Source organism: Kribbella sp. NPDC043289, from assembly GCF_056436705.1.
In genome coordinates this window covers 1-14,459 of the sequence record NZ_JBWKCB010000009.1, presented here as the reverse complement: position 1 = coordinate 14,459, position 14,459 = coordinate 1, and the positions used below count along the sequence as shown (strand labels likewise).

The 14,459-nt window shown below is 67.9% G+C and carries 10 protein-coding genes; 1 reads left to right on the top strand and 9 read right to left on the bottom strand.

Annotated features, from left to right (window positions below; genetic code table 11):
• Positions 1-97: 97 nt before the first annotated feature.
• Genes AC0662_RS36330 through AC0662_RS36300 form a run of 7 tightly spaced genes read right to left on the bottom strand, consistent with a single transcriptional unit; the run spans position 98 to position 8,967 of the window.
• Complete coding sequence (locus AC0662_RS36330) at positions 98-712, bottom strand: SGNH/GDSL hydrolase family protein (protein WP_478306366.1); 615 nt, start codon at positions 710-712, stop codon at positions 98-100.
• Positions 709-1,644, bottom strand: a complete 936-nt coding sequence (locus AC0662_RS36325; RefSeq protein ID WP_478306364.1) for a glycoside hydrolase family 130 protein — start codon at positions 1,642-1,644, stop codon at positions 709-711. Before AC0662_RS36325 ends, AC0662_RS36330 begins: the two co-directional genes overlap by 4 nt.
• Positions 1,641-2,930: an ABC transporter substrate-binding protein gene (locus AC0662_RS36320; protein ID WP_452204582.1), complete on the bottom strand. Its 1,290-nt coding sequence runs from the start codon at positions 2,928-2,930 to the stop codon at positions 1,641-1,643. Before AC0662_RS36320 ends, AC0662_RS36325 begins: the two co-directional genes overlap by 4 nt.
• 11 nt (positions 2,931-2,941) lie before the next feature.
• Positions 2,942-3,823 carry a carbohydrate ABC transporter permease gene (locus AC0662_RS36315; protein WP_452204581.1) on the bottom strand — a complete coding sequence of 294 codons (882 nt, stop codon included), beginning with the start codon at positions 3,821-3,823 and terminating at the stop codon, positions 2,942-2,944.
• Positions 3,823-4,722, bottom strand: coding sequence for a carbohydrate ABC transporter permease (locus AC0662_RS36310; protein ID WP_478306362.1), 900 nt, complete (start codon positions 4,720-4,722; stop codon positions 3,823-3,825). Before AC0662_RS36310 ends, AC0662_RS36315 begins: the two co-directional genes overlap by 1 nt.
• Positions 4,709-7,735 (bottom strand): alpha-mannosidase, encoded by a 3,027-nt coding sequence (locus tag AC0662_RS36305; protein ID WP_478306360.1) that lies wholly within the window; start codon positions 7,733-7,735, stop codon positions 4,709-4,711. The genes AC0662_RS36310 and AC0662_RS36305 overlap by 14 nt, the downstream gene beginning before the upstream one ends.
• Positions 7,735-8,967 (bottom strand): DUF4185 domain-containing protein, encoded by a 1,233-nt coding sequence (locus tag AC0662_RS36300; RefSeq protein ID WP_478306358.1) that lies wholly within the window; start codon positions 8,965-8,967, stop codon positions 7,735-7,737. The genes AC0662_RS36305 and AC0662_RS36300 overlap by 1 nt, the downstream gene beginning before the upstream one ends.
• Positions 8,968-9,072: 105 nt before the next feature.
• Here AC0662_RS36300 and AC0662_RS36295 point away from each other — a divergent pair, with 105 nt between their 5' ends.
• Positions 9,073-11,037: a galactose-binding domain-containing protein gene (locus tag AC0662_RS36295; RefSeq protein ID WP_478306356.1), complete on the top strand. Its 1,965-nt coding sequence runs from the start codon at positions 9,073-9,075 to the stop codon at positions 11,035-11,037.
• Positions 11,038-11,166: 129 nt separating this feature from the next.
• Here the strand turns inward: AC0662_RS36295 and AC0662_RS36290 are convergent, their stop codons facing one another.
• Both AC0662_RS36290 and AC0662_RS36285 read right to left on the bottom strand, forming a co-directional pair.
• Positions 11,167-14,253 carry a GH92 family glycosyl hydrolase gene (locus AC0662_RS36290; RefSeq protein ID WP_478306599.1) on the bottom strand — a complete coding sequence of 1,029 codons (3,087 nt, stop codon included), beginning with the start codon at positions 14,251-14,253 and terminating at the stop codon, positions 11,167-11,169.
• Positions 14,254-14,265: 12 nt separating this feature from the next.
• A partial coding sequence (locus AC0662_RS36285; RefSeq protein WP_478306354.1) for a hypothetical protein occupies positions 14,266-14,459 on the bottom strand: 194 nt, incomplete at its 5' end.

The window sequence follows — 14,459 nt, the reverse complement described above, 5'->3', positions numbered from 1 at the left end:
AAGCGCGAACGGCGGGGCGCCTCGCGTCGTGGGCGCGCGAACCGGGACGCCGCGCCGTCGTGGGAGGGCGAGCGGCGGGGCGGCCCGGGGGGCGGGGTTAGGTGACTTGGCGGAGCCAGGCTTCGGAGAGGGCTTGGTGACCGGCCGGTGTCGGGTGGACGCCGTCGAAGAGCCAGTGTTCGGGGCCTGTGCCGGCTGCGAGTTCGGCGAACATGCCGTCGGCCGCCACCAGACCGGCGCCGAACTCGCGGGCCAACTCCCGCACGACCTGGATCTTCGCGTCGAGGTCGGCCCGCCAAGCCCACTGGTCGTCCTTCACCGGCAGCAAGAACGGCTCGATCAGCACGAGTTGTACGTCGGCCAGCGGCTCCAGCAACCGTCGATACCCCGCCCGATACCCATCCGCCGAAACCTCCTCATGCCCGAAGGAGTACCGATACCCGGTGTCGTTGATCCCGATCAGGACCGACACCACATCCGGCCGAGCATCGAGTACGTCGGACTCCCACCGACTGCCCAGCCCGGCGAGCGTGTCACCGGAGAGCCCGCTGTTCATCCACACCGGCATGCGATCCGGCGTACGGCGGCCGAACTGCCCCGCGACGAGCAACGGGTACCCGTACCCGAGCGGATTGTCGGTCTCGCGACGATGGCAATCGGTGATGGAGTCCCCGGTGAACATCACCCGAGCACCGTCAGCAAGCTTGATCACGAGCTCTCCGGGGTGAACGTGGCGACACCGACGGTCGTGTCGCTCTGGCCGTAGTACGCGAACCAGGTCCCGCGGTGGAAGACCAGTCCTTCGACGAACGTGACGTTGTCGACCAGTCCGTGCTGGTCCTCGAAAGTACTCGGTTCCAGCCACGGCTCGGTCAGTTTGGCGACGACGGTGTCCGGCTTCCGCGGGTCGATGAGTACCTGACCGCAGGCGTAGTACACGCCGCCCTCGGGCCGGACCACCGCGCTGTTGTGCATCAGGAGCACGTGACCGGTGCGGGTACGGATCGGTTGCGGGCCGGTCTCGACGAGGTCGCCCATGAATGTGCCGGGCTCGGGCCGCAGGACCGGTGTCGGGTCGGCCTTCCAGTGCAGCAGGTCGTCGGAGGTGGCGAGGTGGATGTTGCCCTCACCGAACCACATCAGGTACCGCCCGTCGATCGGCTCAGGCAGGATCACGCCGCCCTTGCTCCACTCCGGACCCGGCGTCTCGCGCACGCCGGCAAACGTGTTGATGCCCGGGAACATCGGCCCGTGCTTCTCCCACGTCCGCAGGTCGGTCGACGTCGCGAGGCAGAGCCGCGCGGTGTGCCGGTCCCAACCGGTGTACGTCAGATAGTAGGTGCCGTCAACGAAGACGACGCGTGGGTCCTCACACCCGTACCGCTCGTAGTCCTCGGTAGGCGACATGATCGGATCGGGCTCGGTCTCGAAGGTGAGGCCGTCGTCGGACCAGGCGAGGCCGAGATGCGACACGATGTCGGCGGCATGCGCGCGGTAGATCAGCGCGATCCGTCCGTCCACCGCGAGCGCCGACGGGTTGTAGACATTCGTCGACTCCCAGTCGTGCCGGCCCGGCCGCAGAACGGGGTTCTCCGGCCGCGGCACGAACGGACCGAACGGGTAGTCGACCACCGGCGCGCTCATTTGTTGATCAACTTGTTGACACCGGCAACCATGCCGTCGACGCCGGCAGCCACGTCCTTCTTGCCGGACAGCGCCGGGTTCCAGGTGGTCCCGACGACGTCACCGGCCGGTGTCGACCACGGGTCGAGGAACTGGGTGACGAACTTGTCCTTCACCCCGAGCTCGTACGTCGCGGTCGCGGCGATGCTCTTCGCGGCGGCGTCGCCGGCCTGCAGCGCCTCGTAGTACCCCTTGGAGCCGGGCTCGTAGGCGATCGGGGCGATCGGCTGGTCCTTCATCGTCTCGTTGAAGCCGGTGACCTCCATGTAGCTGATGACCTTCCAGGTGGTGTCGGGGTCCTTCAGGGTCGCGGGTGAACACACGCCGTTCGTCTCGATCGGTTGCACGGATTTCGCCGTACCCACCGGCCAGGGGGCATAACCCCATTCGAACTTCGGCTTGTTCTGGGTGATCGTCTGGTGCAGCCACTGGCCGCCGAACATCAGCGGGATGCCGCCGTTGGCGAACTTGGCCATCGCGTTCGTTCCGTCGTAGTCCGGGTTGGTCATCTCACCGGCCTTGATCGCCTTCGCGATCCGCTCCGCGCCGGTCCGGAAGGTCGCGTCGGCCTGCAGTTCCTTGGCGCCGATCGGCTTGTCCATGATCGGCGCGCCACCGTTCGCGACGGAGTACGCCGAGACGCCCTGCGGACTCTCGAGCAGCGGCCACGCGTTCACCAGCGGCGTGGTCTTGGCGTCGGCGCGCTTCAGCGCCGCGATGTCGCTGAACAGCTGGTCCCAGGTCCACCCGGTCGTCGGCACCTTCAGCTTGGCCTTGTCGAAGGCCGTCTTGTTGTAGAAGAACCCGTACGTGTTCGCCAGCGTCGGGATCCCGAACAGCTTGCCCTCGGGGTTCCGCCACAGGTCGAGCGACCCTGGCGAGAACTTGTCCTCCTGCAGCCCGTCCCCCTTCTTCAGGTACGACGACCAGTCGTAGAGCAACCCTTCCGCGGCAAGGTTCTGCTCCTGCGCGTTCGAGCACCAGAAGAAGTCGGGGGCCTTCTTGGACATGATCAGCGAGGCGAGCTTCTGCGCGTAGTCAGCGTTCGGGGACTCCTCCCGCTTGACCGTGGCGCCCTGCATCTTGGCCATGCTCTTGTCCAGGGCCGCGTTCGTGGCCACGGATTCCCAGGTCATGTAGCTGACGTTCCCGTCGCCGCCCTTCGCGGCACCGGAGCCGCCGCCACCGCAGCCGGCGAGGGCGAGTCCGGCGACGACGAGCACTGCGGTCGCCCTGATTGTGGGCATGATCGATCTCCTCATTTGGCGATGGTTCCGAGGGCGCCGAGGCCCTCCATGAAGTAGCGCTGGGCGAGGAAGAACAGCACCAGCGGCGGTACGACGAACAGCAGGTTCGTCGCCATGTAGTAGTTGTACTGAGACCCCGCCTGGTCGGACAGGAACGCGGCCATACCCAGCGGCAACGTGAACTTCTTCGAGTCCTGCAGGTACACCAACGGACTGAGGTAGTCGTTCCAGGCCAGCTGGAAACTCATGATCGCGACCGTGATCCAGACCGGCTTGGTGAGCGGGATCATGATCCGGGTGAAGATCATCCAGTGCCCCGCGCCGTCGATGGTCGCCGATTCGTCCAGGTACTTCGGGATCGACTGGTAGTACTGCCGCGCCAGGAACACGAAGATCGGGCTCCCGAAGAACGCCGGCAGGATCAGCGGCACCCAGGTGTCGATCAGACCGAGACTGATGTACAGGTGCTGCAGCGGGATCAGTCCGACGATGCCCGGCACGAAGATGCTGCCGGAGATCGCTGCGAACCAGAACCGGCGGCCCGGGAAGTCGATCCGCGAGATGCCGTAGCCGACGATCATCGAGCTGACCACAGCGCCGATCGTCGACAGCACGGTGACGATCACAGTGTTCAGCAGCAACCGGTAGAAACCGATCTGTGCCGGACCGTCGACGAAGTTCGCGGCGCGGAACTCACGCGGCAGGAACGCCGGCGGCAACTGATTGATGTCGCCGTTCCCCTTGAGCGCGATGCTGACCATCCACACCAGAGGCAGCAACATCGACACCGCGAGCAGCCCGCAGAGGGCGTACCACGCGACGCGGGACAGCATGAACGGCACCCGCTGCGTCAGCGCGGCCGGACGTGCGATGACAAGTGCTTCGGCGGTCATCAGCCCTCCCCCTGGTAGACGCGGTTCCGGGTGAGGCGCAGCATCACGACGGTCACCAGCATCACGATCACGAACAGCACCCACACCTCGGCGGTCGCGTACCCGAGCTGCGGAGAGGTGATGAAGTCGGCGAACCCGTCGTTGTAGATCTTGTACATCAACAGATTCGTCGAGTGTCCCGGTCCGCCCTTGGTCAGGATCGCGACCTGGTTGAAGGTCTGGAACGCACCGTTCAGCGCCAGCATCAGCTGGAGCATCATGATCGGCCCGATCATCGGCAGCGTGATCCGGGTGAACCGGTGGAACGCGCCGGCGCCGTCGACCTTGGCCGCCTCCTGGATCTCTTCCGGAACCGCCTGCAGCCCGGCGAGGAAGATCATCATCGTCCCGCCGACACTCCACACACCGACGATCAGGATCGCGGGCAGTGCGACATGCGCGTCACCCAACCACATGCTCGTCGGCAGGTGCAGTGCCTTGAGCAACTGGTTCGCCAGCCCGTACGTCGGGTCGTAGATGTACTTCCACAACGTCAGTACGGCGACCGCGGGCAGCACGACCGGCAGGTAGAAGATCGTCCGGAACACCTTGACGCCTTTGATCCCGCGGTTCACCACGACCGCGAGCGCCAGCCCGGCGATCAGCGTGGCCGGCACCGAGATGACCACCCACAGCACGGTCACCTTCAACGACGGCCAGAACGTGGGGTCGTTGGTGAACAGGAACTTGTAGTTCTCCAGGCCGACCCAGGTGGCCGGCGTCAGCCCGTTCCACCGGGTGAACGAGTGGTAGAGCGACGTCACCATCGGATAGGCGACGAACAGCAGCAGCCCGATGATCGCGGGCGAGATGAAGCAGTACCCGAGGATCGCGTCTCGGCGCCGCTTAGTGGAGTTCATCGGAGTCCACCTCCTGGACTCGAAGTCGGACGGTCAGGATCTGGAACGGACGCAGCTCGAAACTGCCGTCGAAGCTCCCGAGCGGCCGCTCCAGCAGGTCGACGATTTCGGCGCCCTCGGCAACGAAATCCCAGTGCAACCGCCCGGTCGTCCGCGCACCGAGCGCCTCGTAGAACCGGACGATCACGTCACCGGAGCGGTCCTCGGCGAGCTTCACGGTCTCGATCACCACGCCTTCGCCCTCGACCGTGACGACCGGCGTAGGTGCCGTCGTACCGCGGACTTCGCGGATCGGGAGGTTCAGTCGCAGACCGGTCTCGACCGCGGTCGCGATGTCGGCGCCAGACACCAGCGTGTAGCGCATGTGGTGGCGGCCCTGGTCGGTCTCCGGATCGGGATAGCGCGGCGCCCGCAGCAGCGACAGCCCGATCCCCGTGCCGGTGCGTCCGGCCAGTGGATCACCGGATCGTCCCGGCAGGCGCCGTACGTCATGGCCGTACGTCGAGTCGTTGGCGACCGCTACGCCGAAGCCGGGCTCGCCGACGTGCACCCAGCGATGCGCGCACACCTCGAACTTGGCCTCGTCCCAGGTGGTGTTGTCGTGCGTCGTCCGGCGGATGTGACCGAACTGGATCTCGGCCGCCGCGTCGTTCGCCCGGACGTCCAGACCGAACGTTGCTTTGAGCAATTTCTCCCGCTCGTGCCAGTCCACGTCGACCGCGAAGTCGACCCGGTCCGAGCCGGCCGCGACGGTGATCGTCTGGCGGTACGTCGACGCGCCGTGCGACCGCCGTACCTCCACCACGACCTCGCCCGCCTGTTCGACGACGTCCAACGCATCCAGCACCCGCAGCGGAGTAGCGGTCGCGCGGTAGGTGTCGTCGAGATCCCAGGCGTCGAAGGCGTTCGGAAGATCGTGGTGCAGGACCAGGTCGTTCAGGCGCGCACCGTCGGCGACGAGCTCGCGGTTGTAGCGGGTGTCGATCAGGGACGGGATCGTTCCGTCGGGAGCGATCGTGATCCGCAGGACGCCGTTGTCGATGAGGATGTCCTCACCACGCTGCACCGTCACGGCAGCCGCGATCGGCGCCGGCTCCTGTGACGCGCCCAGAGCAGCAACGCCATCGACGACGGCTGGTACGGCGTTGAAGCGGATCGTGGTCTCGCCATCGCCGGCCAGCTGATCGAGAGCGGTCGAGATCAGGCCCTCGAGCTCGGCCTGCACCTGTTCGTACGCCGCCCGCGCCTCCCGATGCACCCAGGCGATCGACGAGCCCGGCAGGACGTCGTGGAACTGATGGAGCAGGACCGTCTTCCAGATCCGGTCGAGCGCGTCGTACGGGTACGGCGCGCCGGTGCGGAGCGTGGCCGTGGTACACCAGAGTTCGGCCTCGCGCAGGAGGTGCTCACCGCGGCGGTTGCCGCGCTTCATCGCCGCCTGCGACGTGTACGTCCCGCGATGCGCCTCCATGTACAGCTCGCCGACCCAGACCGGCGCATCCGGGTACTCCGCTTCCGCGCGCTCGAAGAACGCGGTCGGAGTCAGGTGCTCAATCGTTGGAGCACCTTCGAGATCCGCCTGCCGCCGCGCCCGCTCCATCATCAGCGCGGTCGGTCCGCCCCCGCCGTCCCCGTGACCGAACGGGACCAGCGACGTCGTCGCGCCGGCGTGATCACGGAAATTGCGAGTGGCGTGGTTCAACTCGGCCGGCGACAGCTCGGCGAGGTACGTGTCGACCGGTGGCAGGTGCGCGAACACCCGGCTGCCGTCGATCCCCTCCCACCAGAACGTGTGATGCGGGAACGGGTTCGTCGGATGCCACGCGAGCTTCTGCGTCAGGAAGTACCGGAACCCGGCGAGTAGGGCGATCTGCGGCAACGCGGCCGTGTAGCCGAACGAGTCGGGCAGCCAGACCTCCCGCGGTTCGACCCCGAAGCGCTCGGCGAAGTACCGCTTGCCGTGCACGAACTGGCGGACCAGCGCCTCGCCGCCCGGCATGTTCGTGTCCGACTCGACCCACATCCCGCCGGCCGGGATGAACTTCCCGGCCGCGACCGCATCGGCGATCCGCGCAAACAGTTTCGGCTGGTGCTCCTCGATCCACGCGTACTGCTGCGCCTGCGAGCACGCGAACCGCAGCTCGGGATAGTCGTCCATCAGCGCGAGCACGTTCGAGAACGTCCGCGTGCACTTGCGCACGGTCTCGCGCATCGGCCACAGCCACGCGGAGTCGATGTGCGCATGCCCGACGGCCGCGACCCGGTGCGCGCTCGGCACCGAGCGCGGCGCCAGCACCGGCGCGAGCTCGGCCCGCGCGGCAGCGACGCAGTCCGCGATCCGATCCGGGTCGATCACGTCGCAGGCTCGATCCAGCGCCCGCAGGATCTTCGACCGCCGCGGATCGTCGGCGGCCAGCTCGACCGCCCACCCGATCAGTACGTCGAGATCGATCGCCAACTGCTCCGCGTCCCGATCGAGCGCGACGAGTTCGGCGCGCCGGAACCGGTACTGCGGTTCGCCGTCCGCGGCGAGCCCGTTGCCGAGATCGGTCGGCCGGAACGCCTTCGCGGCGACATCCGGGTTCGCCGCTGCCTCGACGTACAGATCGACGGTGGTCGACCCGGGGTCGACGTACTGGCTCCGGGGGTGGATGCCCTTGATGATGCTGCCGTCGGCGCGGTGCACCAGGCCCTCGCTCTGGAAGCCCGGTCCGCCGTCGAAACCGAGGTCGATCACGACGGCCGCTTCGGCGTCGGCTTGGTCCGAGGCCCAGTCGGCCGGGACCTCGCCCCGGAGCCGGAGCCACGAGGTGGTCCAGGCCGGGCCCCACGCGGACCCGGCGGCGAACGGTTCGAACGGGCCGGCGGTGGCCCGCTCGAAGGGCTCGGGTTCACCGGGCAACCGCCGGACGGTGATCTCGAGGGGCGCCGACCGGCGCTCGACGGCGGGCAGGACCCGCTCGTCGAGCATCCGACGCGCCCGGTCGATGGTGCGCTGGGGGTGCTGGTGCATCACTTGCCCTTGCTGGCTTTGGCGAAACGGACCTTGACGAGCATCTGCGCACCGGTCGACGAGGTGTAGTACGTGTAGTACTTCGTCAGGCCGTCGGCGCTGGTGTACTCCGGGTGCGCGAACGCGGCGTACTCGATCCCGCTCGTCTTCGCGGCGGTGAAGAGCTTGGTCGCCGACGACCACGGACCCCACGGGTTGGGCGCGGTCTGGTAGAAGACGTCCTGCGACTGGAACGGCATGAACGTGTTGACGTAGGCGCCGAACGCGCTGTCCCAGTAGACCGTCGAGCCGGCGGCACCGGTGGCCTTGACGAGCACGGTCTTGCTCGGGTCGGTGGACCACTGCGGCTGACCGTTGCTGTCGGCACCGATGTAGTAGCGCCACTGGGAGATGTCGGTGACGTTCGCGACCGGGACCTTGGCGACCGCGCAACCGTCCAGCGTGCACTTGCCGTACCCGTAGAGCGTGCTGCCGACGAGCACCATCGCGTTCCCGGTCCAGTCCTGACCGACCGGGAAGAACAGCGTGTTGTCGGTGCCTTCGGGGCTCGGGATGTCGGCGGGCCGGTTGGTGGCGGTGAGCCGGGTGATCGTCTTGCTGTTCATGTCGACCGAGACCAGGCCGGTACCCTGCGCCTGACCGACGAAGCCGGATTCACAGGGTGTACCGACGCGTCCGCCGCGGCAGAGCTTGCCGTACGACACGAGGATCCGGTGCCGGGCCTGGTCGACCACGACCGGACCGGGCCAGTGCGCGAACACCGTCCCGCAGTACTCGTCGGTGGAGTTCGTGCAGTCGCTCGATGCGTGCTTCTGCTGGAACGCGAGCTCGGCGGCGGAGAACGGGACGAACTCCGGAGGTACGCCGGTCGAGTGCTCGTCGAGCGGGTTGGCCGAGGTGATCGTGATGTTGTCGCTCGCGTCCAGGTCGCTCGTGGTCGCGGCGGTGCTGGTCAGGAAGCCGTCCGGGTTCTTCAGGATCGTGTCGTCGAAGAACCAGACCGACTGGTTGCCGTAGCGGACGCTCTGCCCGTTGTCCCGGGCGGCGTTGTACGGGTTCTGGGTGATCGGGCCGAGCTCGGCCGTGCTCTCGACCACCAGGTTCGAGGCAGGCCGGACGGGTTTCGCGGCCGCCGGTTCGGCGGCGACGGCCGGGATGGAGAGGGCGGTCGCGGCGAGCAGCGTCGCGGCGGACAGTGCTGCGGCGAGAACGGGGAGGCGGGGTTGACGCACGGTTGGTACTCCCTCACTGGGTGACAACAAGTGCGAAGCGAAATTGATGATGTCAACGTTGACATAGCCTTGTCAACGTTGACATTTCTCCCTAAGGTCCGTGCGGTGACCACCGTTTCCCGCCGTACTTTCCTGCGCACCAACGCCGCTCTCGCCACCGGCCTGAGCGTCTCCGCCGCGCTGCCGGCTGTGTCAGCGAAGGCCTGGTCCTCCCCCACCGACCGTCCGCTCCGCGCCACCCGCGCCGACGAGTGGACCCAGTTGTTCGACCGCCGCTCCGGCTGGATCGGCGCGGACGGGATCTACTCCGTCCCGCTCGACGGCCGCGACGGCCTCGGGTCCGCGACCCCCGGCTCGCGGACCGCGTTCATCTTCAGCGACACCCGGATCGGCACCGTCGACCCGGGCGACCTGACCTACGACCAGACCGGGTTCATCAACAACTCCTCGGCGGTGCTGACCGGCAACCGCCCCGACCCCGGTCGCGCGACCTTCGTCATCCCCGAGAACGGTGCCTTCGGCAACGGGTTCTGGATGAACGACGGGATCGCGATCGGCGACACGCTGTACGCGACCGGGTTCGCGCCCGACTCCGACTGGAACGCCGCCCGCGTCGACCTGATCGCCGTACCGATCGTCGACGGGGCGCCTGACTACAGCGCCGTACACCGGACCGAGAACTTCGGGCTGCTGGTCCGGAACAGCACGTACATCGTGATGTTCGGCGTCGGCATCATGCCGGGCACGGACGGGTTCGTGTACGTCTACGGCTACCGGAACACGTTGGCCGGCGGGCAGAAGGACCTGGTCGTGGCGCGTGTGCCGCGTGATCAGTTCGCCGACATCACGGCCTGGCGGTTCTGGAGCGGTACGGCGTGGAGCCCGGACATCACGGTCAGCGTGCAGGATTCCGCCGTACTGCATGCCGATGTGTCGACGGAGCTGAGCGTCACGCCCATCCCCCGCGGCCGGTATGCGGGGAAGTACCTGCTGGTCTATCTGCGGAACGTGAACTCGACCGGGCTCGAGTACGCCGTCGGGTCGTCGCCGGTCGGGCCGTTCGCGCCCGGTGTGCGGTTCTACAACTGCCCGGAGCCGTACGTTTATGAGTCGCAGACCGAGGGCGGTACGTACTGCTACAACGCGAAGGCGCACCCGAGTCTTTCGGAGGACGGCCGGCTCCTGGTGAGCTACAACGTCAACCGCCTCGGCAGCGACCCGCTGACCACCGAGATCTATCGCCCACGGTTCGTCTGGCTGGATCTGCAACACCTGGCCGACCAACCGGTGACACCTCGCGCGAGCACTGATGTCGCCATCTCCCGCGACTGGACGGCGGACGCGCGCCGCGACGCCCACCTCGTCCTCGACCTCGGCTGGCTACGCACCATCTCCGGCTACCGGATCAAGCACGCCGGGTACGTCGGGAGTCCGGCCCCGAGCGCGTGGAACACCAGGGACTTCACGATCGAGGTCTCGCAACGCGCCGCCGGACCGTGGCGCCCGGTCGACGACGTCACGGGCAACACCGAGAACCTGACGGACCGGCGGTTCACGAGTCCGGTCCTCACCCGCTTCGTTCGGCTGACCGTGCACCGCCCGACGCAATCGGACGACACCACGGCACGCGTACTGGAGTTCGCAGCGGTGGCCGATGCCGACTCGGCTCCTGACTTCGCTCGCTACCGGCCGGTGCTCGCGGACGCCGCCAACAGCACCGCCCACTCGGTGACCGACCGCGGCGAGGATGTCTGGGTGAACGCCTCGGGCCACTCGACCACGTGGCTCTCGATCGACCTCGGCACCGATCGAACGATCGGCAGGTACGTCGTCGAACACGCCGGCGACCCGAACCTCAACACCCGCGACTTCGCACTCCAGTCCAGCGACAACAACAAGCAATGGACCACCCGAGACACCGTCACCGCCAACACAGCCGCGGTATCGGACCGGCCCGTCACCACGTTTACGGCCCGCTACCTCCGCCTGCTCATCACCCGCCCGGTCGCCGACTCGATCCCCGAAAAGACCACCCGGATCCGCGCGCTGGCGGCGTACCCACCCGCCTGACCCCACCGAGTCGTGGGGTTTGGTTCCTACCCTGATCGCCGAGTCGTGGCGTTTGGTTCCTGTCCCGATCGCCGAGTCGTGGGTTCTGGCGCAACTTCCTCAGCCAGGGCCCACGACTCGGCGGGCAAGTTAGGCGAGGAGCTCGATTTGGGTGAGGGGAGTGGGGGTCGGGAGGGTGAGGCGGTAGTGCTGGTACTCGCCGGGGGTGGTGATCGTGAAGGGACGGGTTTGGCGGTTCCAGCGGAAGGACTGGTTGGCGCGTTCGTCCAGCGTGGTCCAGGTGGTGCCGTCCGTCGAGCCCTCCAGGCGCCACTCGGTCGGCGCTGCCTCGGCCTGGGCTGAGGTGAGCGTGTAGATCGTCGGAGTCGCCGGCGCCGGGAGGGACCACGTGGTGATCGCGTCCAGGCTTGCTTCCCTGGCGGACGTGTTGTCGAAGAGCGGGTTACCCAGGTCGATCGGGACGAGGTCGACGAGCGGCCTCGCCACGGCGTCGTCGGTGGTGAGCGCCGGCGGGGACTCCAGGCTTCCCCAGTCGGACGGGTCTGCGCCGAGCGTGAACTGCAGCTCGGCCCCACCGGCAAGGGCCGAGTGGTCGATGGATGCTACGGGCAACGGTTTGCCGTCGACGAGGACCTCGTGGACGTACGGGTGTTCGGGGCTCGTCGCCGTGACGGTGAACGGCGTACCACCGAGCGGCGCGACCGTGGTCCGCGAGAACAGCGGCGAGCCGATCGCGTACTCCGGAGCGCCGACGCGGAGCGGGTACAGCCCGATCGCGGCGAACAGGTACCACGCGGACATCTCGCCGTTGTCCTCGTCACCGGGATAACCCTGGCCGATCTGCTCCCCGACGTACAGGCGGTCGAGGACCTCGCGGACGATCGCCTGGGTCTTGTGCGGTGCACCGGCGTAGTTGTACATCCAGGCGATGTGGTGCGCCGGCTGGTTGCTGAAGCCGAACTGCCCCATCCGGACCGCCTGTGCCTCGACCATCTCGTGGATGACGATCGAGTACGTGCCCTTCTTCACCGCCAGCTCGGGGGTCGAGAAGAACCCGTCGAGCTTCGCCTCCAGACCGTGCGGGCCGCCGTACAGATTGGCCAGGCCGCGTGGGTCGTGGGCGACGTGGAAGGCGAAGTTCCAGCCGTCGGTCTCGGTGAAGTCGCCGCCCCACTCCTCGGGGTCGAAGTCGGCGGGCTTCTTCGCGAACGCGCCGTCCGGCCGGCGGCCCTGGAAGAAGTTGACGTCCTCGTCGAACAGCAGCACGTAGTTCAGGGACCGGCGCCGCAGGTACTCCGCTTCCTCGCGAAGCTCGGCGCGCCGCGCGGCCGGAACAGCCGGGTCGTCAGCGAGCCGAGCCGCCATCAAGGCCAGCCCGAAGTCGTTCAGGTACGCCTCCAGCGACCACGACACGCTCTCCTCGGTGTCCGTGCTCACGTACCCGGCGAAGAACCCGGTCTCGACACCCTTCCGGCCGACCTCGGTGGCCTCCGGCGCGACGGTCGCGTTCCGCAGCCCTGCGTCGTACGTCGCCAGCGGATCCGGCAACGCCACGTCCTTGAGATACGCATCCGCGAACGAGACGTCCGAGCTCGTCCCGGTCATGCAGTCCGCGTAGCCCGGTGAGGACCAGCGCGCGATCCACCCGCCGTCGCGGTACTGCTGCACGAACCCGTCGACCAGCTCGGCCGCGAGCTCCGGGTAGAAGAACGCGTACGCCGGCCACGCGGTCCGGTACGTGTCCCAGAACCCGCTGTTCACGTACATCTTCCCGGGCTTCACCACCGCATTGGTGGACCGCGCGGTCGCCGTACCTTCGACGGGCAGGACCGGGCTGGCGTAGCGGTACTCCGGGGCATCGGCGGTACCCGTGTTCTCGAAGTGCGAGTTCGGGTAGAGGTTCAGTCGGTAGAGGTTGCCGTAGACGGTCCGCAACTGCGGCGCCGTCGCGCCTTCCGGCCGCATCACCTGCAGCCGCTCGTTCCACACGGCGTTCGCGGCGGCGTGGATCTCGTCGAACGTCCCGCCGAGCTCGAGCGACAGGTTGTGCCGCGCCTGGTCGACGCCGATGAACGACGTCGCGATCCGCAACGTCACCTCGGGGACGTCGAAGCTCGCGGCGCGCGCGTTCTCGCGACCGCCGCGGGTCGCACCGAAGCTCGCGGGGGCGGTGGAGAACTCGCCGTAGCAGTACATCCGCGTCCGGCCGGTCTCCGAGCCGTTCTCGACCCAGCCGGTGACCGCGGTCCCGTCGTACTCGAAGGCGCCGTTCTCATCGATCGTGTCGAGCACCAGGTGCCGCCCGGCCGCGTCCGCGGGGAACGTGAAGCGGAAGATCGCGCCGTGGTCGGTCGGGGCGAGCTCCGCGCGGATGCCGTTCGCGAGGGCGACCGAGTACAGGTCGGGGCGCGCGATCTCGTCGTCGTGGCTGAACGCGGCGGCGCGCTCGGCCGGATCGCCCAGCGGCTCGGCGGCCGCGACCGGCATGATCGTCAGCTGATCGCGGTCGCCCATCCACGGACTCGGCTGATGCGAGAACGTCAGGCCCTGGAGCTCGGGACGGTTGTCGGCGTTGTTCGCCCGGTGGTACTCGTACGGCCAGCGGTGCGTGGACGCGTCCGTCACCGGCGTGACGAAGTTGAACCCGTTCGGCCAGGCCGTGATCGGCAGCGTGTTGCCGCGGGAGAAGCCGTGGCTGGCGTTGGTGCCGCGGCGCGTGTCGACGTACGCCGCCAGGTCCGAACCGTCCGGCTCGGCCGGCGCCGGACCGATCTCGACGTCGTCGATCCAGCCCGCGAACTCGTGCCCCGCCTCCGGTGCGTCCAGCACGAGCACGACCTGCGCGATCGTCTTCCCGGCGGCCGCGCTCAGGTCGATCTGTACGTCGTTCCACTGGTCGGCGTACAGGATCTTCGCCGCACCCTGCCCCGCCGCGTCGGCCGGCTTCCCGTACTGGTCCAGCGCACCGGTCAGCCGCGACCCGTCCGCGAACACCAGCTCCACCGCCGCGTACGTCGCCGCATAACTCAGCGCCGCGTCGAGCACCGGATAGATCTTGTACCGCAGCCGGTCCCCGGTCGCGACCACTCCCCCGGCCCCCGGCAGCTCAACCTCCTGCCGCCCACCACTGGTCCCGAAGTACCGCGTCCCGTCAACCCCGCTGAACCCCGCCCGCGGGCTGGTCGGTCCGGCCGGTCCACCACCTGTCTCGATCATCACCCGCCAATCCTACGAATCAATGCGGCGGCTCCGGCGGAACGTTTCCATGCTGGACCGGGAGCCTGCTGCTATCCTCGTTCCCACGAGGCCTTCGATGGCCGCGGAGAGTGGGCCTGACCCGTTTTGACGGACATCCGAGATCAGGAGCTTGTGCTCCGGAAGGATGTTCATCATGGAGTCCATGGGCAAGAAGAAGCCGCGGC

Excerpts from the sequence above, each read along its gene's own strand:
- AC0662_RS36325 (WP_478306364.1), bottom strand. The coding sequence starts at position 1,644 with ATGAGCGCGCCGGTGGTCGACTACCCGTTCGGTCCGTTCGTGCCGCGG.
- AC0662_RS36320 (WP_452204582.1), bottom strand. The coding sequence starts at position 2,930 with ATGCCCACAATCAGGGCGACCGCAGTGCTCGTCGTCGCCGGACTCGCC.
- AC0662_RS36315 (WP_452204581.1), bottom strand. The coding sequence starts at position 3,823 with ATGACCGCCGAAGCACTTGTCATCGCACGTCCGGCCGCGCTGACGCAG.
- AC0662_RS36310 (WP_478306362.1), bottom strand. The coding sequence starts at position 4,722 with ATGAACTCCACTAAGCGGCGCCGAGACGCGATCCTCGGGTACTGCTTC.
- AC0662_RS36305 (WP_478306360.1), bottom strand. The coding sequence starts at position 7,735 with ATGCACCAGCACCCCCAGCGCACCATCGACCGGGCGCGTCGGATGCTC.
- AC0662_RS36290 (WP_478306599.1), bottom strand. The coding sequence starts at position 14,253 with ATGATCGAGACAGGTGGTGGACCGGCCGGACCGACCAGCCCGCGGGCG.